The following is a 26593-nucleotide window of genomic DNA, read 5'->3' as shown; positions in this document are numbered from 1 at the left end:
AGTTAAAGTGCGCTCGCCCCCTAAAACGAAGTCTATTTGCGTTTCCTGTGCAAAATTGTAGATAAAGCGCCTAAAGATAGTAAACCTACTGTTGAAGATCCTTCAGGTATGTTTATAGGGGCATAAACAATCCCAACAGGGCGCAACAATCGACTGTCAGTGGGTACGAAAATGGCACCAGACTGACCAACTGCGGGTAAAGGATTTCCAGTCGCTCCGTCATAACGCAGTATTACACCAAAATTATTGTTTGTAAAATCAAACCCAACTGTGTAGAGCTTCTCGTCTGGAGTGAAGGTTAAATTACCAATGAAATTGTTAGAAGGAACCGTACCAGTGTAATTAGTCGATAAATCATCCAGTAACTGACCCGTTTCTAAATCGTAACTTCTAATTTCGTTTGCAAAGTCACTGACAAAAAGGTTCCCAGATGGGCTTAGTGTTAACCCAAGGAAGCTAACAAATCCAAGACTTTCTGGTAGTGGTGTTGGTTGGTCAACAAATACAGTAGATGTTTTGGTGGTTAGTAAGGAAAATTGCATAAGTTGATGTAGTTTGCATTGTATGGTAAATATGACCGTAAAATTACATAGTGACAAAAATGATCGGCAAGATTTTTCCCCAGGTTGTATTTTCAGTGGCTGGCACTATCTTGAGCCTAATGGCTGTTGTTGATTCTATTCCGGCTGGTGCGATCGCACCGAAAACTGACTTGAATGAGTCTTGGTCTTTTGGCTTCCAAAACTACCCCATTGAGCATCAGGGAAACGCTACCCTCGATATCAAGGTTAGTTATAAATACATTGATGGGATTGGTAAAAACGATCCCTTGGAGTATCCTGAATTCACTCAAATTTACAAATACATCGATAACTTCTTAGTCAACTATCCCAATGAAACCGATTTCTGGGAAGTCCTCAACAAAAACTTAGTAACTGAACTACTCACCAAACCCATCCCTACCGAGTTTGGATTCAATTATAACTTGGCAAATGTAGTAGATTCTTTAACTGTTGACCTCGCTGTTCAACCTGGTTCTTCAAATGTTCCCTATCCTCGTGCCAGTAAAGTTACTGGTATTCCTGGCGAGCAAGTCGATCTCAATTAATCTTGGTCTTTTGGCTTCAGAAACTATCCAATTGAACATCAGGGAAACGCTACCCTCGATATAGATGTTAGCTACGACTACATTGATGGGATCGGCAAAAACGATCCCTTAGAATATCCCGAATTCACTCAGATTTACAAATACATCGATAACTTCTTAGTGAATTATCCCAATGAAACTGACTTCTGGGAAATCCTCAACAAAAATTTAGTTAATGAATTGCTTACCAAACCCATCCCCACTGAGTTTGGCATTAACTACAACTTAGCAAATGTAGTTGATTCATTGACTGTTGGCATCAACATTCAACCCAACTCATCGGGAGTTCCCTACCCTCGATCTACGACAGTTACGGGCATTCCTAGTTCTAAAAATGCTATCGTTCCTCTGTCAGCATCTGTTTTGATTCCCAACTCAGTATCCGCTTCTGTTCCTGAACCAAGAGTTTTATTTGGGCTGGATGTACTTACCTTGATTGGCTTACGCAGAAGAAAATTACTACTCAACTAAGAAATAAAAGCAAATTGGCGTTGTATATTTGTAGGACTCATGGTGTATTTCTTGTGGGATAGGCATCTTGCCTGTCCCTTCTATTATAGGGATCTTGGTAATTACTCAATTAACACGAATTTACGAATATGAGAATCACTGAGATTAAATCGGCGTGCAAATGCAGCACTCAACAATAGCTGCCAAGCTTTTAGAGATAGTACTTTTGCATCTACCATATTTAAAAAGCTGTTTATTTTTCTTTGCTTGAGCGCTACTATCGCCCAATGCAGTTTTAAGTAATTTTTAATATCTTGAAGGGCTGGTATATTTTTCTGGTGTTGTTTGTCAACTAAAGCGTAAATCTTTTCCTTCATTAACATGTTTGTATCTAAACGCTGTAGAAGAGAAAACTTTTGATTATAAGCACCAGTCCAAATAGTACGGTAGGCAAGACACTGATTAAGAATCAGGGCATCACCATATTGGGTAATACGAATCCAAGAGTCAATATCATCACAGTTAGCATCAAGTTTGGAATCCCAACCACCACTTTTTAAGAAAGCGTCGCGGCGACATGCGACTTGAACAGGTGTGCCTAATGGGAGCAACTCTAACAGCATACCATAGTGAATGTCTGATTGCGGGATATAAAAAGCTAACCCAGAACCAAGTTGAGGTGTGCGGCTGAGTTCAACTTCTTGTTCGTTTACTTGTGCGGCAATACAAGAGCAGATGACGGCTTCTTTTCTCAGTGCGATCGCTCTTACCATTTCTTCTAAACAATTTAGACTCAAGTAGTCGTCATCATCCAAAAATTTAATCCAATCTCCACTTGCTTTATTTACTCCTGCATTTACCGTTGCTGCGTGACCTTTGTTTACTTCATTACAATGATAGACTAGGCGCGATCCAAGTTCACCCAGCTTTGATTTAAGCTTATTTACATAATCTTGGGTATTGTCAGATGAACAGTCATCAGCAACAATCACCTCACAAGGAATTGTCTGGTTGAGAGCTGAGTCAATTGCCCGTTGCAATAACGTTAAGCGGTTATAAGTTGTGATGACGACGCTAAATTTCATTAACTTAACACTTTTAGCACATTAATATACTATGCTTCTTGACTGAAACGTTCTTGTCACTATAATTTATTCTTATCAAATCACTCATGTCTCCTGAAATTTGCAATTCTCAATGTAGAATGGTACTGTGTAAAATACCAGCGCCCAAAGGCGTTAAACGCCACGAATTGAAGGAAACTGTAAGCTTACCCGTGTTCTGAATTGTGCATGGGTAGTGGATACTTTGCTGGAAAAGTATCCAGAGTAACAGCGCGAAACTAAATATAGAACAACGTTTGTCACTTCAAACAGCAGCTAGATCTAACCGTGGGGCGCACGGTGATGAAATAATGGTTCTTTTGTAAACGTATGAAAGCTCAAGAAATCATCCGCTCTATAGAAGCGGAACAATTGAAATCGAATCTGCCCGAGATTTATGTGGGCGACACAGTTAAAGTCGGAGTGAAAATTAAAGAAGGCGACAAATACCGCGTACAACCCTACGAAGGAGTGGTGATAGCTAAGCGTAATGGTGGGATCAACGAAACTATTACAGTGCGTCGTGTATTTCAAGGCGTAGGTGTAGAGCGTGTATTTCTTCTTCATTCTCCACGGATTGACAACATCAAAGTGTTACGACGTGGTAAAGTAAGACGTGCTAAACTGTACTATCTACGCGATCGCGTCGGTAAGGCAACCCGGATTAAGCAACGCTTTGACCGGGCTTTGTAATTTAATAGTATGGCAATGCTCAAGTAATTAGCGGCAGCCAGCCGCTCTGAGCGCAAAAAGCAAAAATATAGTGAAATAAGATCTTTATTGCGTTATACTAGAAAAAGCTGAACGCGATAACTGAATCAAAGGCAGCTTATGCGCTCTTAGTTCAGTTGGTAGAACGCAGGTCTCCAAAACCTGATGTCGGGGGTTCAAGTCCTCCAGGGCGCGCTATAAGCAAAAAAATATAACCCGAAAGTGCTGTATCTGCTAATATAGTAAGTAGCACAACAAATTTCGGGTGTAGTTTTTTGTTTAGAAGCTGTTGCTGTAAGCAAGCTTTTGAGCCGAAGCTGTCACCATACATAAAAATTAACAGACAATACATATATTTAAGAAACTGGGAGAGACAAACGACTGTGACCAAGAAAAACGAGGCAGAAATCGAACAAAACAGTAACGGGTTCAGCATCGGCAACTTTTCTCAAGGACTCAGAGAAGAGTTCGACAAAGTAGTTTGGCCCAGTCGGAAGCAGTTGGTGAGCGAATCAGCAGCTGTTTTATTAATGGTGACTCTCTCAGCATCTTTAATATTTTTTGTTGATAGGTTCTTTAGTTGGGCAGCCCAACAGGTGTTCTGATGACTTATGCAACAAACGAAGAACGCTCCGGCGTATTGCACTCAGATGAACTAGCTGAATCTGGTATAGAGGCTTCTAATGAAGCTCGCTGGTATGCAGTACAAGTAGCATCTGGATGTGAAAAGCGGGTAAAAACAAATTTGGAACAGCGCATCCAAACATTTGATGTTGGAGAAAAAATACTCCAAGTAGAAATTCCACACACGCCAGCAGTAAAAATCCGTAAAGATGGCAGTCGCCAACATACAGAAGAAAAAGTCTTCCCAGGCTATGTGCTAGTACGGATGATGATGGATGATGATACCTGGCAGGTAGTGCGCAACACATCCCACGTAATTAATTTCGTGGGATCAGAGCAAAAACGTGGCACAGGCAAAGGACGGGGACACGTCAAACCCTTACCGCTGAGTCATACAGAAGTAGAAAGAATCTTCAAACAGACTAGCGAACAAGAGCCAGTCGTTAAAATTGACATGGCAACAGGTGATAAGATCATGGTGCTTTCTGGTCCATTTAAAGATTTTGAAGGCGAAGTGATTGAAGTTAGTCCAGAACGGAGTAAACTGAAAGCCTTGCTTTCAATCTTTGGAAGAGATACACCAGTAGAATTGGAATTTAATCAAGTTCAAAAACAGAGCTAATACAAAATGGCGAAGAAGGTTGTAGCGGTTATTAAACTGGCACTAAATGCTGGGAAAGCCAACCCAGCACCGCCAGTGGGACCGGCACTGGGTCAACACGGCGTTAATATTATGATGTTCTGCAAGGAATATAATGCCAAAACAGCAGACCAAGCTGGAATGGTAATTCCTGTAGAAATATCAGTCTATGAAGACAGGAGTTTTACATTTGTTCTCAAAACTCCACCAGCATCAGTGCTAATTACTAAAGCCGCTAAAGTAGAAAGAGGCTCGAATGAACCTAACAAAAAAAAGGTAGGTTCAATAACTAGAACACAGTTGCAGGAAATCGCCCAAACAAAAATGCCCGATCTCAACGCCAACGACATTGAGGCGGCAATGAAGATCATTGAAGGCACAGCCAAAAACATGGGTGTAACTGTCAAGGATTAGCTAATTGCTAATGGCTAATAGTTAAGAGCAATTAGCAATTAACAATTAACAAATACTATCGGGGGAGAGAATCAACCTCGCTAAGCACCCCAGGAGAAAAAAATGACGAAAAAAATATCGCGCCGATTGCAGGCGCTGCAAGAAAAAGTAGAAGATAGGGATTATCAGCCTTTAGATGCGTTAGCCCTTCTTAAAGAAACAGCAACAGCAAAGTTTTCTGAAGCAGCAGAAGCCCATATTCGGTTGGGAATTGATCCAAAATATACAGATCAACAGTTGCGGACAACGGTAGCACTGCCCAAAGGCACAGGACAAATAGTTCGGGTGGCAGTAATTGCCAGAGGTGAAAAGGTAACCGAAGCAACAAACGCTGGTGCTGATATCGTAGGCTCAGAAGAGCTAATCGACGAAATTCAAAAAGGAATGATGGACTTTGACAAGTTAATCGCTACGCCAGATGTGATGCCACAAGTAGCGAAACTTGGTAAATTACTAGGTCCCCGTGGTTTGATGCCATCGCCTAAAGGTGGAACGGTAACATTTGATTTGGCAGGTGCGATCGGCGAATTCAAAGCCGGTAAATTAGAGTTTCGTGCTGACAAAACTGGCATAGTTCATGTTATGTTTGGTAAGGCATCGTTCTCCCCCGAAGATTTATTGGTAAACTTGAAGGCGTTACAAGAAACAATCGACCGTAACCGCCCTTCAGGAGCTAAAGGTCGTTACTGGCGGACTATGTATGTATCTGCCACAATGGGACCATCAATTAAAGTCGATATCAACGCCCTACGGGATTTGAAACAGACAGAAGCTGCATAATGGTTAATAGTTAATGTTTGATTGCAATTAACTATTAGCAATTAACAAAATTTATCAGCCAAAGACAGCAGGTGCTTTGCCGCTTAATATCCTGCCGAGGTTTTAGCCCCAATTGCTCAAAGTACAACACATTTATTAGTGTAAGTACCACTGCATAAGGATTATGTATAGACGCCCAACTACATAGCGCGTCTGTACTGCTAAACCCCGGCAACCAAAAGCCGGGGTTTATTGTTTTGGCTGCTAATAGTTAATAGCAATTGGCAATTAACATGCAAAGGAGGTGAGAAAAAATGAGTAGAACGATAGAAGAAAAACGTGAGATAGTGGCTGAACTCAAAGAACTATTGAGTCAGTCTCAACTAGCGCTAGTCATCGACTATCAAGGTTTATCTGTAGCCGAAATTACCGATTTACGGCGACGGATGCGCTCAACAGGTACAGTCTGCAAAAAAACCAAGAACACGCTAATGCGTATTGCTGTTGATGGTGATAGCAAATGGCAGCCAATGACAGAATTTCTCAAAGGTTCTTCTGTCTTCCTGCTGGTTCAGGAGGATATGAAGGGAGCAATTAAAACATATGAGGAATTCCAAAAAGCTACTAAGAAAACAGAACTTCGTGGCGGCGTGTTTGACGGGCAGGCTTTGACTTTAGCTGATGTTAAAGCACTGACTGAATTGCCTACCAAAGAAGAACTCATGGCACGCTTGGCTGGTGGAATCAAAGCTATTCCTACCAAGTTGGCAGTGGGACTCAATGCTGTACCAACCAAACTGGCTGTGGGCATCAAAGAAGTACCTGGTTCCTTGGTACGCGCTATCAAAGCAGTCTCCGAGAAAGAACAAGATTCTCAAGCTGCATAAGCAAACACTTAACAAACATCATTCACAATTCATAGGAGTTATCCATGTCTGTAAAAACTGACGAAATTCTAGAACAATTAAAATCTCTAACTCTGTTAGAAGCTTCTGAATTGGTTAAGCAAATTGAAGAGGCTTTTGGAGTAGATGCTTCTGCTCCTGCTGGTGGTGGCATGATGATGATGCCCGGTATGATTCCTGGTGGTGGTGGCGGTGCCGCTGCTGCTGCTGAACCAGTTGAAGAGAAAACTGAGTTTGACGTGGTTCTTGAAGAAGTACCAGCTGACAAGAAGATTGCCATCCTCAAGGTAGTACGCGAATTGACTGGTTTAGGTTTGAAAGAAGCCAAAGATTTGGTGGAATCTGTTCCCAAGCCAGTTAAAGAAGGTATTGCTAAGGAAGCCGCCGAAGATGCTAAGAAGCAAATCGAAGGCGCTGGTGGTAAGGTATCTGTGAAGTAGTCATGATTAGAAACCCGACTTCTTTGAGAAGTCGGGTTTCTAACAAAACCTCAACACCTTCTCGCTTGTGCTGGACTAACAAAATCATGTAAGTCAGCATCCCAAATACTAATGTATATAAAATCACAATCTTGGCGCACAATTTGACCCTTCACAGTGCCTTTGGTAAAAGTGAAATTATCTATTTGACGCTGTTGTAGCTGTTGTAGTCCTTGCTTAATTTCTTCAGTAGCCTCACTGCCTAACATTCCATTTAAAGTATTTTGTATTACTTGTATATCTACTGTTTGGGCAAAAGCTGCTTCTGTTTGGCGAAGTTGCCCAGAATCTCGGTCAAATAAATAACCAAGGTCAATTTGGTTTGGGACTAAGTTGTAGCTGATAGCGCGAGTATTGCGCCAAACACCTCTTGAATCTTTAGCTGGTTTGCCTAAGGTTGCTTCTACATTGCTTCTTGGTGTGCCTATAGGAAATGCGGGAACATTCTGTCTAATGGGATTGCCAACAGAAATATTGCGAGGCGGAGTAGTTTTCTGCGGTGTAGGAGTTTCTTCTGGTGTTGGCGTCACAATTTCTGGACTAGGTACTTCTGATGCAGTGGGATTTGTAGGAGTCTCTAAAATTACAGGCGGCTCATTCTCTTGCTGCGGTGCGATCGCCTCTGGTTGTGGTATAATCTCAGGTGTTTCTGGTTGTTGTACTTTTGGAGTATTTGGTCTAATCGGGGTTATAGATGGTTGCTTAACTACAGGTGTCTCAGTAATTTCAACAGTAGGTTCAGGTGTTGGTGTGAGATTGGTAATTGGGGATTGTGGTAGTGTGGATTCGCTTGAAGTAGCAATGGGTACTTCAGATTCAGTGGAACTATTTAAATGAGCGATCGCCACAGCACCCATTAAGCTACCTACAACCACACCACCAATAATCCAAGCAGGTTTTTGCCAGTTAGTAGCTGGGAAATTTTGTGTATTACCACTAGACAAAGCTTGTGTAGGTTTTGCCACCGTTGGTGTAGCAGTAGGAGTAGCAGTAGCAGATTTTAAGGCATAAAGCATTTTGCTAGCAGTACTGTAGCGATCGCTTGCTTGAGGCTTAATTGCTTGATTAATAATCTTTGCTAAATCCAATGAAACGCCATAGGCATGTTGTTGCCAAAGAATTTCTCCGGTTTGTGGATTAGTTTGTAGTTCTTGGGGATTTTGAGCAGTGAGCAGATAAATAGCTGTCAAACCCAAACTATATATATCAGTAGCATAAACTGGGCGTCCCACAGCTTGCTCACTCGGCATATATCCCGGTGTGCCAATTATGAGCGATTGCGTGGGGTTGCCTGGTAAATTCACTACTGAACGGATCGTTTCTTTAACTGCGCCAAAATCAATCAAAACAGGTTTACCTCCCACCGCCTCTGGCAAAGAGGGGGTGCGTAGAATAATGTTATCAGGCTTAATATCTCGGTGAATAATGCCTTTACTATGGACATAATCCAAAACCGAAAGCAAGCTGAGTAAAATTTCTCTCACAACAGATTCTTTGAGTTGTCCTTTAGCTTTGACAATCTCTGTAAGTGTTTGACCTTGAATCCATTCCTGAACAAGGTAAAATAGTCCATTCTCCGAAAAGTAGGCATAGAGTTGAGGAATTTGTTCGCTATTTTCGCCCAAAAACTCCAAGGTTGCGGCTTCCCGTTCAAAGCGCTGTTGAATGAGTTGGTAAGTTTTGGGATCGTTTGCAATTGGCTTGAGTTGCTTAATCACACAGCGACGACGAGAAGGCATATGGGTATCTTCAGCCAGAAAGGTTTCGCCAAACCCACCAACACCCAATACCTGGATTACTCGATAGCGATTGTTTAGTAGCGTTATTGTCATGCTCCATTAAAAGCGATCAATCCTTTCAAATGTATCTTAGATGGTTAAAAACTATAGCGGTTCTCATTTGAGTCTTCTCAAAGGCAGGAGAAATTTTTTCCTACTGACTTTTGACTGTAGGAAGGGGAAGTTTGATGGTGAAAGTTGCCCCCTGCCCTTCGCCCGGACTTTGTGCATGGACAGTTCCACCATGCAGTTCTACTAAGTGACGGACTATCGCCAACCCTAATCCGAGTCCACCGTGCGATCGAGTACTGGAACTATCAGCTTGACGGAAGCGCTCAAAGATATATGGTAGAATTTCTGGCTTGATACCAATACCTGTGTCTGTAACTGTAATTTCCACACAGGAGTCTATGCGAGCAAGTCTGACTTCAACTCTTCCCCCTTGTGGGGTAAACTTGATGGCATTGGAGAGCAAATTCCAGACCACTTGCTGTAAACGATCTGTATCACCAGAAATTGAACCAACTGTAGAATCAACTAGAGACTCAAGACGAATTCCTTTGGCATCAGCCGCTAACTGCACAGTATTAATAGCAGCTTCAATCACTGACACCAAATTAATTGAGCAAATCTGAAGATCTAGTTTGCCCCTAATAATGCGTGAGATGTCTAAGAGATCTTCAATCAAATTAGTTTGCAGCTGAGCATTGCGCTCGATTGTATCGAGTGCTTTAGCTGTAGTCTTTTGGTCAAATTGCCGAGTCCGAAGTAGTTTAGCCCAGCCAAGAATAGCATTTAGAGGTGAGCGCAGTTCATGAGAGACTATAGCTAAAAATTCATCCTTCATTTGGTTAGCTGTTTCTGCCTCTTTACGTGCTGCCTGTTCGCGAGCAAGTAGTTCCTCCCGTTCAGACTCTGCCCGTTTGCGCTCAGTGATGTCTTGGGCTGCACCATAAATGCGTAGAACACCGTCTTGGATGGCGTCTGTGACTGGACGTGCATAATTACGTACCCAACGTACCTCTCCGTTCTTAGTAAGAATACGGTGTTCAAATACATCACTTTGCCCAGAAAAGAGTAGCCGTGCGTGTTGGATAACTATCACCGTATCCTCAGGATGAATTAGGCTTTGCCAGCCATTTTCTGCCATTTCCTTGACGGTATAGCCACATGTGCGGGTAAAAGCTTCATTAAGCAATTCCGGGATCAGGACGCCATCTGCTTCGACTCGATAGACATAAGTATAGTCAGAGATAAGTTCAGAAATAACTCGGTATCGTTCTTCGCTCTGCCGCAGTGCCGCCTCCAACTGCTGACGCTCTTTGATTTCTGTTTCCAATGCTTGGTTTGTCGCTTCTAGTAGCTGTGCTTTTCGGTTCGCTGATTCTGCCTGCTTGCGTTCTGTAATGTCGCGTAATAGCCAACGCAGGGCGATTGAGTTCCCGGAGCGGGAGCGCACGTTGGTTACACTCAAGGCTGCATCAATTGGCTCACCCTGACGAGGACAAAGTAACACTTCCCATTCTTGTATTCGTTCCATGTGGTGCATTTGATCAAGTTTGTTCTGAAAAGCTGTACGTTCTGACGATGCAACGAAGGAGAGCAATGGTTTACCTACCAAAAATTGTAGCGAGATGTTGAGCAGTTTTGCCGCAGCACAGTTAGCTTGTTGAATTATGCCTTCTGTATTTGTGACTAGATAGCCATCAGGAGCTTCTTCAAATAGTTCTTGGTAGCGCTGACGTTCTACTTCCACGGCAGCGCGAGTTTTTACTAATTCTTGATTTTGCTGATATAATTGATCTTCTGCTACACGTAATTCTGTTAGGGCGACGCGGAGTTCTTCAAGTGAGTCCATAGCCAGATGTGATTTGTTGCTAAACTCTGCACTACAGTTATACAGTGCAATAGCGCGATCATTTATGCTTTGAAGTTGCTCGTAAAATTGTTCCGCGTTCACTCCACACCTCTTTTGTTAAAGATTCTCTCAACCCACTAAATATTTAAACACTATGATTGTTTTTAATTTCGCCTATAAATTCGTATTTTCCAATCTACTGTAAGATTGATATAAACTCTACTATCCCAAGATCGAAATTCGGATGAAAATGTAGCGAATACGAGGATTTTCAAATCCAGTGTCCAGTGTCCTTTGTTACAAATGACTAATGACTGTCTTCACGAAAAAATGTTCAATTTAGATGCGCACCAGCTTAGCAAGTACTGCTTTTCGGAAAAAAGATCCCCAACTTTTAAAAAAGTCGGGGATCTTTTTTCACTTGAATACTTTTTAACTTACAATCTTTAGAAAAATACTCACGTTAATCATGAGTTTGAGTTGTTATAGGTGTACTCCATCTGAACTTATACAGTTTAATTTACCTAACAGCGTCATTCACCTTTTCTACCAGTAAGCTGAGAGAGTACTTTGTTCTGATGTAAATAAATAATTAAGCATAATGGCACTAGCCAAATTACTCTAGCTTGATATCTATGGAAATAAGAAGATAAAGTACCAACTACCAATGCATTAATTATCACAGACAGTATGAGCAAAAGAATTAAGTAATGTGCATAAAGTAATGGTGTTTTTTTGATTAGATCAATAGTAGTAAATATTACTATGAAAAGAAATGATATATAGAAAACAAAAGCATAAAAATTATTTAGGTAGTATACGAAGATTGGAACATTTACTGGCTGATCATCACCTGTCCATATTGGTAACTTAGTCTTAAAGTTGTCAAATGTATCCTTCAGCAGCGATTTATCATTTGGTAGATGAATTGATATTTGGTTTTTTACATACTTATCAGGAGGTTTGAGAAAATCATATATGTCAAAAGTTATCAGTTGTTTAAATGTATTGTTGAGCGAGCTCATAGCGAACTGAAAAACAAGTTTAGGGTGAGAAAAAAATTTTTTATTAATTGGACTAAAATCTTTTGCTGCCTTTTCAAAATCACTATTCCAAAACTTATTAAATGGGCTGCTACTATCCCAAAGAAACTTATTAAGATTACTTGAATAATCGTTAATATAATCACAAGCTTTTGTCCTTAACTTAGGGCATTCAAACTCCATTAAAGGTTTTAAGACTCTAGCTTCTGAAAGCCTTGCCGCAAAAAATACAGGTCCTCCCTTTGATAAACTAAACCCTGCGTTTTGGGTCTTATTAATTCCGGGTATGATGATAAAAGATAATAGAATTATAGTTGTTAGTAGGTAAAGTATATCTCTTTTAATCCGCAAAATATTTATATTTGCTATTTGTGCGATCGCTAGTATGGTTATTAAGAATAATAATAAAATTGGAATACTACTTAGGTGTACCATAATTGACAGACAAAAAATACAAAACAGAATAACTTTTTCATACTTATTTAAAAGTGATTTAAAAAATAGTATCTCTAACACAGATAATATCCCAATTGGTATAAATATGTCAGGCATTACACATGAAGTAACCCAAGATACACCACTAAGAAAGCTTAGGGCAAAGATCAGCCAAATACTGCTGTTCTTTCTAAAAAAGTACTTATTTAAAATCCTCAAGCAAAACAACAGCAAAAGTGATTGAGCAACGACAGTTAGCCACAATGATATTCCTAAGCTAGTTTGTCGAATGAAGAAACCATAAAATATTGGTCTATCTTGTGGCACATAGGAATCAAAACCACTGCCAATATAAGTAGCAGTGTCATCAAAAGTAAGTGGATAGCCATTAATTATAGCAGGAAATAATAACATAAATAAACATATAGCAATCCTAAATAATTTGTAAACACAAATCTTTATTTTCTTCTCCTGTCGGAGACGCTGCGAGAAGGCGTTCTTGGCGTCTTGGCGGTTCATAACTCAATTAGGATTGCTATATATTAAGGTCAATAATTAATCGCAAATTAGAAATTGCTATCAGTTTCTTAAACATTTATGTACTTCCATTTGTACATTTACTCTAGCTATTTTGATAAAAATCCTTATCCTGATTGCTAGATTTGGCAAAATAAAGATACAAATAAAGTCCTAAACCAATTAACGTCACACTCCCCAACAAAAAAATTTGCACGGCTGTTGCTGCGGCAACTCCTCGTGCTGGTTCATAACTAAATAAGCTGACAGTCCATGCAAAAGCAAACTGATAAGTTCCCACAAAACCGGGAGCAGAAGGAATTAGAGAACTTAAGCTGACTACACCTAACAACAACAGCATTTGCTGCCATCCTAAAGATATGCCAACAGCCTTTAACACTGACCAAATCATCATTCCTTCCAAAAACCAAATAATCACACAAAGATTTACCACCCTACCCATATCACCTTGCACGGCACTCACGCCTTGGCTAAAATCTTGTATTTTTCTGGCGATTGTAGGGGGCAAACGTCTCTCCCAAACTTGTCCGGATTTTCTGCTTAAAAGCCAAATTGCACAAAAAATACCGGTAAAAACTATGGCACTGACTGCTGTGAGACTATTCAAAACTGCTTGTTCAGAGACAAATAATTTGCCAATCACTAGGCATAGTACCACAATCAGTCCATCTAATACTCTTTCCACTACAATTGAACCCATGACTGCAGAGCGAGAGAGACGATAGCGTCGCCCAGCAAAATCTGCACGAAATAATTCACCCAAGCGAGCAGGGAAAATATTATTTGCTGCATACCCTATGATCAGGGCTATACCTACAGATTTGAAGGAGAGAGTTTTGACATTGTGGAGTAACAAACGCCAACGCGATACTCTAAACGAAAGATCGGCAGCATATAAACCAAGTGCAAAAATCAGCCATCCAGGATTAGATTTGGAAAGAATTGCTTGGACTTGTTCTAAACTTGTTTGGCGTAGAGCTAGCCATAAAAAAATAGTTCCAATTAAAAGACCAATTACTCCACGAGCATAATTACGCCAATTACCAATAGCCATTACATTAGCCTTTTTCGGGAGAATATAGATAGCATATCCGAGAACACCTATATTAATATCCTACAGGCGTTTTAATCCTAATACACTTAAAAAGAAACTAGATAGAACAATCTGACAACCAAGAGCAAGGCTGGTGACTGATGGAATGACTATACGCATCATTTGAGAAGCATTCAATGAACCAAATGATTTTGTCTGCCAAAGAATAAAAGCGTAGATAGAACCAGCTATGCCAAGGAACAAAAGTGTAACGCCAAAGATTAATCCTCTCTCTAAATCTATATAGCGAAATAACTTGTTTAACCGCCTGTCTTGAGGAAGTAGTCCTTCACTAATTGCAAATATTTTGGTAAATACAGCAAAAGAGACGGCTTGGAAACCGATAATAATTGCTGTGGCTGCATATAGTAATGTGTGTATATCAAAAATACCTCTTGGTCCAGGTAAAAGCCACAAAATAGTGATTAAACCCACAACCATTAACAAAATACCAGGATACAGGAAAAGCCACCGAGGACTATATAGAAGTAGGAATCGTAAGTGCCGCCAACCATCTCGCCAACTACGCAAGTGAGGTGGACGACTGCGCCCATCAGGGGATAAGGTGGTGGGGACTTCAGTAATTCGCATTTTGTGTAAAGTGGCTTTTACCACCATTTCACTAGCGAATTCCATTCCCGTTGTGCGTAGATCAAGTTTTTCGATCGCCGCTTTTCTGAAACCACGTAATCCGCAATGAAAATCAGTGCAAGGGCTGCCAAAAAATAACCGCCCAATCCAGGTAAGAACAGGATTGCCGAGATATTTGTGCAAAGGTGGCATTGCTCCTGGTTTGATCCCACCTTGAAAACGGTTTCCCATCACCAAATCGTAACCTGCTCGCATTTTTTGGATAAATGGAGTTAACCCAGTGAAGTCATAACTATCATCAGCGTCACCCATAATGATGTATTCACCACGAGCAGCAGCAATACCACCTTTAAGGGCGCTACCATATCCTCGACTTTGAACGTGAACTACACGAGCGCCTAACTGTTCGGCAATATCTTGAGAACCATCTTTACTACCATTGTCGGCGATGATAACTTCACCATCAATATTATGCTGATTTAAATACCACTGTGCTTTCCTAATGCAGGTTTCTAAAGTTTCTGCCTCATTTAAGCAAGGCATAAGAATGGAAAGCTCTAGAGATGATTCTTGGACATTAGATGACTTAGTTCTATGAATATTTTCTTGCATGGTTCAACCTTACGTACATTCGTGACAGGCGAAGACGGTGCTGCTCAAAGCAATAAGGAATTGTGCTGAATTTGAAGACGAAAATTAGGTATCAAATTAACCTATGCACCAGAACTTTAACGGTATTCTGGATACACAAATGTAAAGATTGTGTAGATTTTTCTGCTCAATTGTAAGTTTTATATAAAGTCTTTTAAATAATTTTTGGTATTATTTTTTACGACTTTAAAAGCAAGGGACTTGCTAAGCTTACACTTCAATGGCGCATAGTTTGTAGTCAGCGCAGAGAGCGCTAAAGCACTGACTACAAACCCCTTAAAATAAATTTGACGGAGTACTAAGTAAGTATGCACAGATAGATTGAGCATCAGAAACCGGGTTTCTTGAAGAAATTTTGTTTCTCAAGCAACACGTTTCACAGTTAATTTGACTTATACAATTTCACGTTGATCACAATACAGAGCAATCCTGTAGAGACGCATCATGGCGCGTCTCTATACCGTCTGTTTTGTCTCATAATTATTGTGAAATGGTATTACCTGGTGAATAGATAGTGTGATGGACTAATTTTGTTAAAAACAAAATTAGTATTCATTTATACATTACAGTCTTCAGACTTTGGTGTTAATGAACAATCTTTTGCTCAATTTAAAAATTCTTTTGCTCTTTACATTTTTATAAGTGGTTAACGTAAAATATATTACTCAAGTTTGAGCAGCTATACTGTTTAAGCAAATAAGTTTGAAGAGAAGCTTTGAGAAATTATTTGTATACTAAATAACATAAAAACCCGGTTTCTTCAAGAAACCAGGCTTGTATTATAAGGTATATGTAAAATCTTCTACCAACATACCAGGAACCATGCTGCCCCCTAATTGGCACGCAAAGACTCATAACTATTAGCACCATTAGCAGTTTTTTGATACTCCTTAGCCGGTGCGCTAACTCCTGCTTATACTTTAATGCTGGATACTTATGCTGAGAAAACTTCTGATGTAGTGTGGCGGTTGGATCAAGCTAAGTTGTTGAGTGCAATTGAAGAAAATCACAATGTTGCCCAGTTGCGAGAGTTTCTGGCAGCAAGCAGTGGTAATGAATTGCCAGAAACAGTGAATCAATTTTTGGCTGATGTGGAGGAAAGAGGACAGAGTTTGTGCGATCGCGGACAAGCACGGTTGATTGAGTGTGCTGATGCAGCAATAGCTATGTTAATTGCTAATGATACCAGAACAAAGAAACTGTGTTTTTTGGCTGGGGAAAAACATTTGGTTGTCCCAATTGAATCAGAAACCAAGTTTCGCAACGCTGTGAAAAAGTTGGGTTACAGTATTCCTGCTGGAAGTTAGTAATAAGTGTTAAGTTTCAAACAGCCACGTCTGCTTGGCACATTTACAATATTCTCTGCCAACAGAGGAAAATTATGCTGACAAGGTTGAAAGTATCTGGTTTTAAGAATTTAGTCGATGTTGATGTCCGCTTCGGATCGTTTACCTGTGTAGCTGGTGGTAATGGTGTTGGCAAGTCTAACTTATTTGATGCCATCAGGTTTTTGAGTGCGATCGCAGATCGTCCCTTGATAGAAGCTGCATTAGCTGTTCGAGATGAAGAGGGTAGGACAGCCGATGTGCGAAGTCTGTTCCATCGTGTTGGAGATATTTATACGAATCAAATGTTCTTTGATGCCGAAATGATTATACCAGAAGAAGGGGTGGACGACCTCGGTCAAAAGGCAGAAGCTAGTATTACCTTTCTTCGCTACTCCATCACCCTCGCTTACAGATCGGATGATGGCTTGCGGTCTTTAGGTTCTCTGGAAATAATTAAAGAGGAGTTAGTTCACATCAACCTTGGTGATGCCAAGAAAAACTTATTGTTTCCACACAGTGTTGATTGGCGTAAATCAGCAGTCAAAGGGCGACGAACTTCACCATTTATTTCCACCGAGGACGACAAAGGAAAAACAGTAATTAAGCTACATCAAGACGGGAGAAAAGGAAACACTCTATCTCGACTTGCCATGAATCTTCCCCGAACCGTACTTTCTGTGACTAATGCTACCGAAAGTCCAACAGCGCTACTGGCACGCAGAGAAATGCAATCTTGGCGGCTACTTCAATTAGAACCTTCAGCACTAAGGCAACCAGACGAATTTACATCTCCGACAAAATTAGACATGGATGGTTCCCACTTAGCCGCTACACTTTATTACTTGGCACGGTTTAACAAAAATCATCCCACAAATGAAATGTCAGACTCGGAGGCGGAAGCACAGGTTTACAGCCAAATTGCCAATCGTTTGGCAGAACTAATTGATGATGTAGGTGAAGTAGGCATTGATCGGGATGAACGGCGTGAACTGCTCACATTAATAGTTACTGGTAAAGACGGCACATCCCATCCAGCAAGGGCATTATCAGATGGAACCCTACGCTTTTTGGCATTAGCTGTTTTGGAATTAGATCCTCAAGCACAAGGGCTTTTATGTTTGGAAGAACCAGAAAACGGCATTCATCCAGAACGTATTCCAAAAATACTCCAATTGCTTCAAGACATTGCCACTGATGTTGATGAACCCATCGGCATAGATAACCCACTCCGGCAAGTAATCGTCAACACCCATTCACCTTCTGTAGTTATGCAAGTACCAGATGACAGTTTATTGGTTGCCGAATTAAAGGAAAAGGTAAGTTCAGGGCAGAGATTTCAGCGAGTTTCTTTTGGTTGTTTACCGGAGACTTGGCGACAGAAAGCCCCTGAATCCGTCAATGTTGTTCAGAAAAACAAATTACTTGCCTACTTGAATCCGGTAATACTTAGTGAATCAGAACCTGATAGCAATGGGACAGGAAATTCCCAACAATCAAAAGCAACACAACCCAAGAAACGCCGAGTTGCAGATAGAATTGACCTTCAACCACTCATTCCCGGATTCCCTCATGAATTGGCATGAAAGAACTTTGTTATACGTTGCTGTCTGACGGCAGTTCAGATAAAGCACTCATGCCTATTCTTACCTGGTTATTACGGAAGCATCAAGTTGAATGCGCTATTCAATCTAATTGGGCGGATCTGCGACGCTTACCCAAACCACCGAAAACTTTATTACCACGCATCATTAGCAGCCTAGAACTCTATCCTTGCGATTTGTTGTTTGTCCATCGTGATGCAGAAGATGAACCACGGGAAAAACGTGTGGTTGAAATCCAAAAAGCGGTAGAAGAAGCAGTTAAAAAATCAGTGGCAGTACCACCTGCTGTTTGTGTTATTACAGTGCGTATGCTGGAAGCATGGCTACTATTTGACGAAGCAGCACTGCGGAAAGCGGCAGGAAATCCTCATGGACGCCTGCCGTTACAACTACCAGATATCACGAAACTTGAACAACTACCCGATCCGAAGGAAATTCTTCATAGACTTCTGCGGGAAGCCAGTGGGTTAACAGGTAGAAGGTTAAAGCAATTCTCAGTTAATGAACGTGTTCATCGAGTAGCAGAACTCATTGATGACTTTTCACCACTGATAGCTTTACCAGCTTTTCAAGCATTGGAAGCTGAGATTATAAAAGTTATCCAATTGCATGGTTGGTGTTTCAAGGCAGAGGATAATTAGCCTCAAATACACTACATTAAAAACTAGAGCTACCTAAAAAATATTATTAGTAAGCGCACGCTGTCCTAACTGTCTGGTCAAAGCAATTAGTTCATCTGTTGGTACATCTTTTCCACAAAAAGCATCCATACTACCCATTTTCCTAAGTTCCTGAACATTAGTGTCTTCCACTAAGCCGTAAGCAATGATCTGAGTATTTGGAGCAATAAGTTTAATATGTTCTGACGCACTCCAACCATCCATAACTGGCATCTGTAAATCTAGAACAATTACGTCTGGTTGGTAGCGTTTAACCATTTCTATGGCTTCTTGACCATTACTAGCTAAACCAACTACTTGGATATTTTCCTGACAAGAAAAAGCTAATTTTAGGGTTAAACGAGTTAGTTCGTGCTCATCAACTACTAGAACTCTAAGAGTGTTAATTGTCGGGAGGGAGCTTCTGCTGCCAAGCTCTGCCTCACTCAAGTTGCCACTGCTCCGGCTTCGACTTATAGCTCCCTCATCAGTAGAGTTTTCCTGAACTAGACTAGATTTGTTATCAGATTCTGTCTTATTCTCATCGTTTGAAGTTTCCGTAAGTGCAATTTTTAATTTTGCTATATCAGCTTTAGAAACATTGCTAGCAATGGTAAACGCTAATAGTTTTTTATCAGTTATTGTATCTCTATCATTATCTGAAGTTCTGGTAGCTACAAACTCAACATCCCCGACAGGGATGCCCGATACCTCTGTTAATTTTCCTGCTTTGAATAAAGCCTCAAGACGCTCAAGACCTTTTTGAGAACCTTCTAAGATCAGTTTGATGCTACCTTGCTCAATGTCAACAATTTTTATAGAAGTATCCTTAGCTAACTCCTTCAAAAGGGCAGCAATTGCTTTTAATTTTAAAATATCAACTTCATCAACACTGCCTGCGATGGCATATGCATAACGTTTTTCATCAGTTGCCTTTTGTCCTGTAGTCACATCTGCTGGAGTAGTCAACACCTGTGTATTGCTACACGACTCCTGGCTAATTTCACAAGTTTTTTCTTGTGCCGTCTGCGCCAAATTGCCGATACTAAAAGGTCTGCTGTATTGAGCTTCCTCTGGCTCCAGTTCCGCAACTTCTCCCCACTCTAGGTTTATTTCAGTACAAATGTGTTGAAAAATGTTTTTTTCAACACAGCGTCTGGCGAAAAATTTAATTACGGTCTGGCGAGTACAGTCAACACGCCCTGCCAGATAATCCTGCGTCCAGCCAGTAAGTTTAAAGGCTTTCTTAGCTTTTTCAAGTCCTTCTTTTGATACTCGGTATGACCTCTCCATTATAAGTTCACTGCAACTTTTACATAAGTTTTACATAAGTTTGACTTCTTAATCAAACCAAAATTCGAGAAATTCGGTGTCTGATGATAATTGTAACGACTTCCGACACAGTTAACCTAGACCCTAAATCCTATGACAAACACTGCCTTACCTTCTCCCTCCAACTTTAATCATGACCCTTACTTAGCAGTAAAATTGAGCATTGCTCAAGAACGCTTGCGCCAAGCAGGTCACAGCTTTAATCTTTCTCTAATTGCAACAGCAGTATCTGCCGTCATTACTCTCACAGGTGCCGGACTTTTGCTTTCAAACCAAAGATCAGAAGGTGTCGTTACCGCAGCAAGTGGACTAACAGCCAGTGTGCGTTTTATTCAGATGGCAAAGGACGCAAACAACAGACTAGACAAGATTTTAGCAGAGCTAAATGATGAAGCTTAAGCAGGATTTACTCACTATTTAAACTAACCCAAAGCAGGAGATATTATTACTCTCCTGCTTTGTTTCGACCAGTTGTCGGTTAGCGGACTAACTGAAATTTTCTCAACGGAATAATGTGTGGTTTCGCACATTTCCCAATCTGGAAGTCGGACACAGGCGTAAGCATGGACGCCGCGATCGCACCTTGGAACTGGTGGGCTAAGTAAATAGACGTGCTTGTACAACAGAAATACTAAAATGTATTTACCCATGTATTTGGTAACTATAGACTGGCGTACAAAAAATGTTGTGATTTTAGGTGGCGAAGAAACAGAAATCGTAATTTACCCAAACGGGAAATGGAGATATTTATGAGTAAACCCAACTTTATGTCAATGACCCGTGCCCAATTGCGTCAATATATTCTTGAATACAGGGAAGATGAAGAGGCACTGCAAATCTACATCGATAGATTTCAATCGGCAAATAGCAAGGTATTTCCAGCACCTCAGACGATAGAGGACTTAGAAAACTTTCCAGAATTGCATCAACAATACTTAGAGCAAAGACGCAATCAAGCCTAAAGACTTTGACGGTAAAATATTGCTATAAGTGTTATTTTGTTGTTAATCTTAATTGATAAGATTTTTATGTCCAGAGCCGACTTGAAATTTCTTAGAGAACAAAAAATTAGCAGAGCAAGAATGGCACTTGAAAGAGCCAGAAATCTGAAGCGTTCTAGGGGTGCTATGGGGGTCAATGGAATTTGCCAACACATTAACGGCGTTGACGGTGATTGGCTATGGTAAGTAGGTACAGCATCATTCAATATGTTCCAGATCCGATAGCAGATGAGCGGATTAATATCGGTGTAGTTGTTTTTAATGAAGATGCTGTCAAAAGCCGCTTCCTAACAAACTGGGAAAGAGTTCGCCTTTTTGGGATGGAAGATATTGACTTTTTGAAAGATTTTGCCGATCGCGTACAGAAAGCTGCTCTTGATGATATTCTCTTTCCTGGAGACGAGCATAGTAAAATTCCCAACCATGAACGGCGCTCGAGCGATCGCACATGGATGGATGAATAGTATCCAGTTCACAGAGCCTCGTGGTTCACTTGATACTTTGGATAGTTTACTAGAAGATACTGTAAACACTTATTTACGCGAGCCTCTGGTTGAATCGAAGCCTAAGACTCGCGATCGCGCAAAGCGCAGCGGCAAAGCCGATCGCGCCCGCTACTGCAACAGTAAACTCGATTTTATGCCAACTTGGAACCCTAACCTTTACTTACAATTTGCCAACGAACGCACGCGGCCGTCGTTAGATTTAATTGCACGCATAGCCATTTCCAATCCTCAACGAATTATCGATTTGGGATGCGGACCGGGCAACAGCACCGAGATGCTTCGCCAACGATGGTCAAAAGCCGACATTACCGGACTTGATAGCTCACCAGAAATGATTGCTGCTGCATCGAAAGCTTATCCAGAAGCAAAATGGGTTTTGGCAGATGTCGCCACATGGACGGCTGACGCGACCTTTGACATTGTTTTTTCTAATGCTACCTTACACTGGGTGCCAAATCACGCTACGTTATTTGCGCATCTTTTGGAACAGGTGACTCCTAATGGAGTTTTAGCAGTGCAGATGCCCACGCATTTTCACTCACCTGTTCATCAACTCATGTATGAAATTGCGGACGATCCAGCGTGGCAAAACTTGATGCACAAGGCAAAAAACACGTTGGTCAATGAAAAGCCGTCTTTCTACTATGACGTGCTGCAACCTAAAGCCTCACGAATCGATATTTGGGAAACGGAATATCACCACGTCATGGACAGTCACGAGTCAATTTTGCAATGGATCAGCGGTACTAGTCTGCGTCTGTTTCTCGAAGCCTTGGAATCGTCCGAGCAAAAGCATCAATTTCAAGAAATGCTACTTGCTGGTGTTCGCGGTGCATACCCTCGACAAAAGGATGATCGCGTATTGTTTCCTTTTCGTCGGCTCTTCATCATCGCCTACCGCTAACCCACAGCAACGGTAATGCCCCTAACTCTAAGGCAATGCAGTAGTTAAAGGGATTTCACGGAGATCCGCGAGACGGAGCAAGTATCATTCATATCGCGTTTGATATATTGGTAAGTGCAGATTTTTATTAATCCGTAGTATTTGGCACGTAGTTGCGCTTTAGCGCTAAAGCGCACGGACAGATTCTTTCGGAGGGAAACCCTCCTGCGAACTGTCCTCAACTACGTACCAAGATATTATTTGGGGTACGAGTAACAATTGAGTTTATTCTGTTCTTCCAGCCTACAGTCCATTGTGGGCTGGTTATCTGTTCTGCTCATTCAAAATATCTAGAGGAAAATCACTATGAACAAGCGTTTTTTATCGAAGGCTATTTTTGTTCTATCCATTCCAACCTTCTCTGCTTTTCCTACCATCCCCTCGGTAGCACAAGAGTCAACTCCACAACAAAATCAGGAAGTCACCATTCCTAAATCTTCGGCGATTACCATCTCTTTTCCCACACCAGTAACCTTTAACGCTGGTCAGAAAAAAAGTTTACCTACTGCCGCCTTGCTTGCTCATCCAATTTTAGATAGCAACGGCAATGTAGTTGCACCTCCTTCTTCTCCAGTTAGCATTGAACTGCAACCCTTTGATGGTGGCGCGAAAATTGTTGCTCAGTCCGTAGTTATCGGTGGGCGAGTTATTCCCATAACCGCATCAAGTCCATTAATTCCTGGCAAAACTGTTACAATAGCAAGCGGCGCTCAACTAGCTCAAGAAAATCAATATTTCTACCGTAACCTTGTTGGTTCTGTCTTTGGTGTCTTTGGTTCTGCAAATAGAGCAAGTAACGATATAATTACTAACCTCACTAATTTTGGCAACACTGTGGGTACTGGAATTGGCATCTTAACTGGATTAAGTTCTCCTAAAACCACTAGACAAGTAGAGATTACCTCAGGAAGCATGTATGTTCTCACGCTACAAGCTCCTGTTACCTTACCTGCATCGGTTGTGATCACAGCCCCACCTACTCAAAAGATCGCCCCTGCACAAAGCTAATTGAGATATGGCAATCGTATTTTGTTTGTAAAAATAGCGCATCTCAAGAAATCGGGTTTCTTGGGATGCGTCGGTTCACAAATAGAAGCGAGGATTGCTATAGAATTTGGACAAATTATACCTGCTTTAACTCTTTCTGCAAATCATTCATAAATGCAAGAAAAAAGTCTTGGAAAACACAGGCTCGCTCTGGACTGCCGGTGCCGAAAGTAAAAGATATGTCATGAGTTTCAGCAGCGGCTTCGCCAACCTTGAATATTACAACTGTCTTTCCTGGGGTAGTAGGAACAAACAATAAACCATCCAAATTCGATGACTTTACAGCGATTCGAGGTACTTGGGGAGTAGGAGCATGTGTTGTAAAAATTTCTTCCACTGGCTTGTCGAGATTATCTTTTAACCTTCTTAACGCACCTACTGACGCCTGAACAACTTCGCCTATATTATGTCCCACATCTAGAATATGAACATCCTTAGAAAGGTTTTGTTCACAATAATTCATGATTTCCCGTCGCGCTTGAACGCCACGTATATATTTCCACGGCAAGAGCGCTTCCCCTAAACTTTGTAATGGGCATTTTGCAGCTTTGGTAATAGCCAAAGGAATTTCTTTACCAAAGAATCTATGATTAACTACTTGAACCATTTCATGTGCCAAAACTTCATCGGAGGCATTTGTCCTTAATAGTTCGGCAATGCTTTGGACATCTTCTTGGGTATAACCTGTTGCTACTTTTTCCTCAAGATATGCCCGTCTTGGTTGATAGCTAGGATTGGAAGTTGGTTCAAATGGGCAAAACCACAAGTCGCGCTCATCATCATGGAATTTCGTAGCTCGGAAATAAAATTTCACCCACCACGGTAAGGATGCAGTATCATATGCATGGAAACGGTCTACATCTCCTGACGTCTCTATTTTCCTAATTTGTTCTGGATCGGAGACTATGATGATATCTAGCAAAAACGGGATGTTGATGCGTAGGGGATTAAAGAGCGATTTAATGCGATCAAACACTGATGGTTTTTTGCTGGAAGTGGTTGGATTTGAGGTGCTTACAGGCAACCAAGGTGCAAATGCGTTCTTGCTTAGTCTGAGTGCGGGTTCTAGTTTGGGATAGTGCCGCAGAAGGACGCTAATCATGGTGTTATTAGCAACCCAGTCAAGTCCGGTTTGGGTGTACACTTGTGGCGTGTAGTGGGTAGTAAAGAAGCGATCGCTGTTAAGCCGTCGAGACGCCATCAAAACAAATATGCGGAATGCCGTATCGCTGAAGCCAAAGCCTGGGGGTGGTGTTTCTCCAAACATTCCCACCATCAGATCCACATCATCAATCTTACCTTGATAAACTGACTCGATTTTTTGAGCGAGTTTAGGATCGGCAGTTAGTTCGCGGAAAGTCTTAATCGGCTCAAGGCGGAGTAATTTGCGGAATTCGTTGTAACGCGGAACGCCCCGTTCGCGATCGCGTAAAATTTCCACGGCTGCCAAGTCAATTAAACGACCATCACGCCTGAGGTTTTTACGTAAAAAATTTGGATAGTTTTTCAACGTCACTGCACCTGGATTAGCAATACCAAAAGAGTAAAACAGGTCACTCGTTTCAATTTGCTCCATGAGCGCACGGGCTTTAGCACCCACAACTCCATCAAGTTTCGTTTCGCCCACCAGTTGATCGGTTTCAACAGAACGGAAGAAGAAATCATCAGGTAGTAATGGATGCATTCTGTATACAGAAACAAACTCCTCAGTGAGCGAATAAGGAACACCAAAGTGATTGGTATCAGATCCAGGAATACCGCTAATAGCCTCGCTATCACTGATTCTACCAAAAGCCTTTTTAAAATGCTCTCCGGCAAGTCCCCACCAGTTTGCATTCATAGCGATTTCAAGTGTAGGGTTGCCCAGAATAGCAGGAGTCCACTCCACTGTATGAATCTTCGCGATTAGAGCAGTATTGATTAAACGGGCTTTGTTGAAGAGTTGCTCGTCACTCCAGTTAGGGTACTCTTGCTTGAGGCGATCGCAGATGGCATTGTGTTCCAAGGTAAACAACGTATGTAGTAGACTTAGACCAAGCCACCAGTTTTCGTTAACAGGAACTACCTCAACTCCATCAGTACCATCTTCACTATTTACCTCAACCTTAGGTAGAAGACCTGTTTGCTCATCAATGGTAAGTTTACCGTCAACGTGAGAGCGAACTTTATGTTGAAGCTCTTCATTTCGACCGTAAATCTGCGATCCATCCCACCAAGGAGTTTCTTTGTTTATGTAGGGCGTTGGATGTTGATCCGAATCTCCTACAGCCGTGGGATCTACTGCTGTGCGGCGAACTTTCATCGGTCGATGCTCTTGTGGCCAGTCATGATCATTTTGATCGATCTCAATCTCAAAGTACGGTTCGTCCTTTGTAGTGATATGAGCAAACCAATCATGAATCATAAACTGAATCCATGCAGCTGCAAGTACATTTAGCGTTTTTGCTGGTTGGAAACGCTCTCTAGTCATGAGTTCGCGAGCGACAAGACGAGGATTTGGTGTTAGGATTGTGCGATCGCTTGGTCGCTGAACACTATCCAACGGCATGTTACGACCAAATCGCCTATCTGCCTGTCCCATAGTTGGATCGTTGAGGTCATTATAAGAGCCATCAGGCGATCGGTTGGTGAGAAAATGTACTGGACAGCGGAGCGGGAGCGGTGAAGAAGCTCTGGAAGCAGCGGTTTGGGTGTCGTATAAATTATGCTTGCGTAACTTTGTGCGGATCTCTGACAAGCTAAGAATGCCAAGCCACGGCGGTAGTTTATCCCATCGAACGAATCGATTCACAATGGCAAAAACGCCTTCAATTAAACGGGTTAGCAGTGACTGAGATGGCACGTACTTTTCATGCTTTGAATTCTCTTCCTTGCTTTCATCGGTCAATTGTTTGTTAGTCAAAGTCATACTGTTCCTCC

General features: G+C 41.4%; 27 protein-coding genes, 1 tRNA gene, 1 pseudogene and 1 other annotated feature. Of the genes and pseudogenes, 19 read left to right on the top strand and 10 right to left on the bottom strand.

The features are described from left to right. Positions 1 to 32 precede the first annotated feature (32 nt). Complete coding sequence (locus ICL16_RS22700) at positions 33 to 542, bottom strand: NHL repeat-containing protein (protein ID WP_190832288.1); 510 nt, start codon at positions 540 to 542, stop codon at positions 33 to 35. Between the two features lie 59 nt (positions 543 to 601). Here ICL16_RS22700 and ICL16_RS22695 point away from each other — a divergent pair, with 59 nt between their 5' ends. Together ICL16_RS22695 and ICL16_RS22690 are read left to right on the top strand one after the other, a co-directional pair. Next, complete coding sequence (locus ICL16_RS22695; RefSeq protein ID WP_190832286.1) at positions 602 to 1108, top strand: hypothetical protein; 507 nt, start codon at positions 602 to 604, stop codon at positions 1106 to 1108. 159 nt (positions 1109 to 1267) lie between these two features. Further along, positions 1268 to 1618, top strand: a complete 351-nt coding sequence (locus ICL16_RS22690) for a hypothetical protein (RefSeq protein ID WP_190832284.1) — start codon at positions 1268 to 1270, stop codon at positions 1616 to 1618. Between the two features lie 101 nt (positions 1619 to 1719). Here ICL16_RS22690 and ICL16_RS22685 read toward each other — a convergent pair whose 3' ends face one another. Further along, positions 1720 to 2682, bottom strand: coding sequence for a glycosyltransferase family 2 protein (locus tag ICL16_RS22685; protein WP_190832281.1), 963 nt, complete (start codon positions 2680 to 2682; stop codon positions 1720 to 1722). Between the two features lie 348 nt (positions 2683 to 3030). Between ICL16_RS22685 and rplS the strand changes: the two genes are divergently transcribed. The 8 genes from rplS (at position 3031) to rplL (ending at position 7232) form a co-directional block, all read left to right on the top strand. Next, positions 3031 to 3393 (top strand): 50S ribosomal protein L19, encoded by a 363-nt coding sequence (rplS, locus tag ICL16_RS22680; protein ID WP_190832279.1) that lies wholly within the window; start codon positions 3031 to 3033, stop codon positions 3391 to 3393. 140 nt (positions 3394 to 3533) lie between these two features. Beyond that, a tRNA-Trp gene (locus ICL16_RS22675) sits at positions 3534 to 3606 on the top strand. 188 nt (positions 3607 to 3794) lie between these two features. Further along, complete coding sequence (gene secE / locus ICL16_RS22670; RefSeq protein WP_190832277.1) at positions 3795 to 4016, top strand: preprotein translocase subunit SecE; 222 nt, start codon at positions 3795 to 3797, stop codon at positions 4014 to 4016. Continuing rightward, entirely contained in the window at positions 4016 to 4657 is a 642-nt protein-coding gene (gene nusG, locus ICL16_RS22665) for a transcription termination/antitermination protein NusG (protein WP_190832275.1), read from the top strand. Before secE ends, nusG begins: the two co-directional genes overlap by 1 nt. 6 nt (positions 4658 to 4663) lie before the next feature. Further along, positions 4664 to 5089 carry a 50S ribosomal protein L11 gene (gene rplK, locus ICL16_RS22660; protein WP_190832273.1) on the top strand — a complete coding sequence of 142 codons (426 nt, stop codon included), beginning with the start codon at positions 4664 to 4666 and terminating at the stop codon, positions 5087 to 5089. A 102-nt stretch (positions 5090 to 5191) separates the two neighbouring features. Next, a complete protein-coding gene (rplA, locus tag ICL16_RS22655) occupies positions 5192 to 5908 on the top strand; it encodes a 50S ribosomal protein L1 (RefSeq protein ID WP_190832271.1) in 717 nt (238 codons plus the stop codon). A 40-nt stretch (positions 5909 to 5948) separates the two neighbouring features. Then, positions 5949 to 6054 (top strand) — a sequence feature (ribosomal protein L10 leader region). Between the two features lie 147 nt (positions 6055 to 6201). Continuing rightward, on the top strand, positions 6202 to 6774 hold the full coding sequence (rplJ, locus tag ICL16_RS22650; RefSeq protein WP_190832269.1) for a 50S ribosomal protein L10: 573 nt from the start codon (positions 6202 to 6204) through the stop codon (positions 6772 to 6774). 44 nt (positions 6775 to 6818) lie between these two features. Next, a complete protein-coding gene (rplL, locus tag ICL16_RS22645) occupies positions 6819 to 7232 on the top strand; it encodes a 50S ribosomal protein L7/L12 (RefSeq protein ID WP_190832268.1) in 414 nt (137 codons plus the stop codon). A gap of 50 nt (positions 7233 to 7282) precedes the next feature. Here rplL and ICL16_RS22640 read toward each other — a convergent pair whose 3' ends face one another. The 5 genes from ICL16_RS22640 to ICL16_RS22620 all read right to left on the bottom strand — a co-directional run bounded on the left by ICL16_RS22640 (position 7283) and on the right by ICL16_RS22620 (position 15218). Then, positions 7283 to 9103 carry a serine/threonine-protein kinase gene (locus tag ICL16_RS22640; RefSeq protein ID WP_190832266.1) on the bottom strand — a complete coding sequence of 607 codons (1821 nt, stop codon included), beginning with the start codon at positions 9101 to 9103 and terminating at the stop codon, positions 7283 to 7285. A 100-nt stretch (positions 9104 to 9203) separates the two neighbouring features. Further along, a complete protein-coding gene (locus tag ICL16_RS22635) occupies positions 9204 to 11009 on the bottom strand; it encodes an ATP-binding protein (protein ID WP_190832264.1) in 1806 nt (601 codons plus the stop codon). A 431-nt stretch (positions 11010 to 11440) separates the two neighbouring features. Beyond that, positions 11441 to 12904 (bottom strand): hypothetical protein, encoded by a 1464-nt coding sequence (locus tag ICL16_RS22630; protein ID WP_190832263.1) that lies wholly within the window; start codon positions 12902 to 12904, stop codon positions 11441 to 11443. A 103-nt stretch (positions 12905 to 13007) separates the two neighbouring features. Continuing rightward, positions 13008 to 13976: a lysylphosphatidylglycerol synthase transmembrane domain-containing protein gene (locus ICL16_RS22625; RefSeq protein ID WP_190832261.1), complete on the bottom strand. Its 969-nt coding sequence runs from the start codon at positions 13974 to 13976 to the stop codon at positions 13008 to 13010. Positions 13977 to 14036: 60 nt separating this feature from the next. Then, positions 14037 to 15218: a glycosyltransferase family 2 protein gene (locus ICL16_RS22620; RefSeq protein ID WP_190832259.1), complete on the bottom strand. Its 1182-nt coding sequence runs from the start codon at positions 15216 to 15218 to the stop codon at positions 14037 to 14039. Positions 15219 to 16180: 962 nt separating this feature from the next. Between ICL16_RS22620 and ICL16_RS22615 the strand changes: the two genes are divergently transcribed. The 3 genes from ICL16_RS22615 to ICL16_RS22605 all read left to right on the top strand — a co-directional run bounded on the left by ICL16_RS22615 (position 16181) and on the right by ICL16_RS22605 (position 18827). Then, positions 16181 to 16564, top strand: coding sequence for a helicase-associated domain-containing protein (locus tag ICL16_RS22615; RefSeq protein ID WP_238360902.1), 384 nt, complete (start codon positions 16181 to 16183; stop codon positions 16562 to 16564). A 74-nt stretch (positions 16565 to 16638) separates the two neighbouring features. Then, complete coding sequence (locus tag ICL16_RS22610) at positions 16639 to 18168, top strand: AAA family ATPase (protein ID WP_190832256.1); 1530 nt, start codon at positions 16639 to 16641, stop codon at positions 18166 to 18168. Then, the gene (locus ICL16_RS22605; RefSeq protein WP_190832254.1) at positions 18165 to 18827 is read left to right on the top strand and encodes a DUF4276 family protein; all 663 of its coding nucleotides are present in this window, start codon (positions 18165 to 18167) and stop codon (positions 18825 to 18827) included. The genes ICL16_RS22610 and ICL16_RS22605 overlap by 4 nt, the downstream gene beginning before the upstream one ends. A gap of 33 nt (positions 18828 to 18860) precedes the next feature. Here ICL16_RS22605 and ICL16_RS22600 read toward each other — a convergent pair whose 3' ends face one another. Both ICL16_RS22600 and ICL16_RS47340 read right to left on the bottom strand, forming a co-directional pair. Then, positions 18861 to 19253: a response regulator gene (locus ICL16_RS22600; RefSeq protein ID WP_190832688.1), complete on the bottom strand. Its 393-nt coding sequence runs from the start codon at positions 19251 to 19253 to the stop codon at positions 18861 to 18863. Between the two features lie 282 nt (positions 19254 to 19535). Next, positions 19536 to 20138, bottom strand: a pseudogene (locus ICL16_RS47340) (hypothetical protein); the annotation flags it as partial. Positions 20139 to 20270: 132 nt separating this feature from the next. On the opposite strand from ICL16_RS47340, the gene ICL16_RS22595 reads away from it, so the two are divergent. The 6 genes from ICL16_RS22595 to ICL16_RS22575 all read left to right on the top strand — a co-directional run bounded on the left by ICL16_RS22595 (position 20271) and on the right by ICL16_RS22575 (position 23635). Next, on the top strand, positions 20271 to 20576 hold the full coding sequence (locus tag ICL16_RS22595; RefSeq protein WP_190832252.1) for a TRADD-N-associated membrane domain-containing protein: 306 nt from the start codon (positions 20271 to 20273) through the stop codon (positions 20574 to 20576). 237 nt (positions 20577 to 20813) lie between these two features. After that, a complete protein-coding gene (locus ICL16_RS47775) occupies positions 20814 to 20930 on the top strand; it encodes a DUF6888 family protein (RefSeq protein WP_420485292.1) in 117 nt (38 codons plus the stop codon). Beyond that, positions 20927 to 21139, top strand: a complete 213-nt coding sequence (locus tag ICL16_RS22590) for a DUF6887 family protein (protein WP_190832250.1) — start codon at positions 20927 to 20929, stop codon at positions 21137 to 21139. The genes ICL16_RS47775 and ICL16_RS22590 overlap by 4 nt, the downstream gene beginning before the upstream one ends. A 218-nt stretch (positions 21140 to 21357) precedes the next feature. Further along, complete coding sequence (locus tag ICL16_RS22585) at positions 21358 to 21642, top strand: DUF3037 domain-containing protein (protein WP_190832248.1); 285 nt, start codon at positions 21358 to 21360, stop codon at positions 21640 to 21642. Further along, positions 21602 to 22588, top strand: a complete 987-nt coding sequence (gene tam / locus ICL16_RS22580; protein ID WP_202895657.1) for a trans-aconitate 2-methyltransferase — start codon at positions 21602 to 21604, stop codon at positions 22586 to 22588. Before ICL16_RS22585 ends, tam begins: the two co-directional genes overlap by 41 nt. A 345-nt stretch (positions 22589 to 22933) precedes the next feature. Further along, positions 22934 to 23635, top strand: a complete 702-nt coding sequence (locus tag ICL16_RS22575; protein WP_190832246.1) for a hypothetical protein — start codon at positions 22934 to 22936, stop codon at positions 23633 to 23635. A 115-nt stretch (positions 23636 to 23750) separates the two neighbouring features. On the opposite strand, the gene ICL16_RS22570 is transcribed toward ICL16_RS22575, so the two are convergent. Continuing rightward, a complete protein-coding gene (locus ICL16_RS22570; protein ID WP_190832243.1) occupies positions 23751 to 26582 on the bottom strand; it encodes a peroxidase family protein in 2832 nt (943 codons plus the stop codon). Between the last annotated feature and the right edge of the window lie 11 nt (positions 26583 to 26593).

It is taken from the genome of Iningainema tapete BLCC-T55 (assembly GCF_014698965.1).
GTDB classification, from domain to species: domain Bacteria; phylum Cyanobacteriota; class Cyanobacteriia; order Cyanobacteriales; family Nostocaceae; genus Iningainema; species Iningainema tapete.
This window is presented reverse-complemented; position numbering and strand designations above follow the sequence as displayed.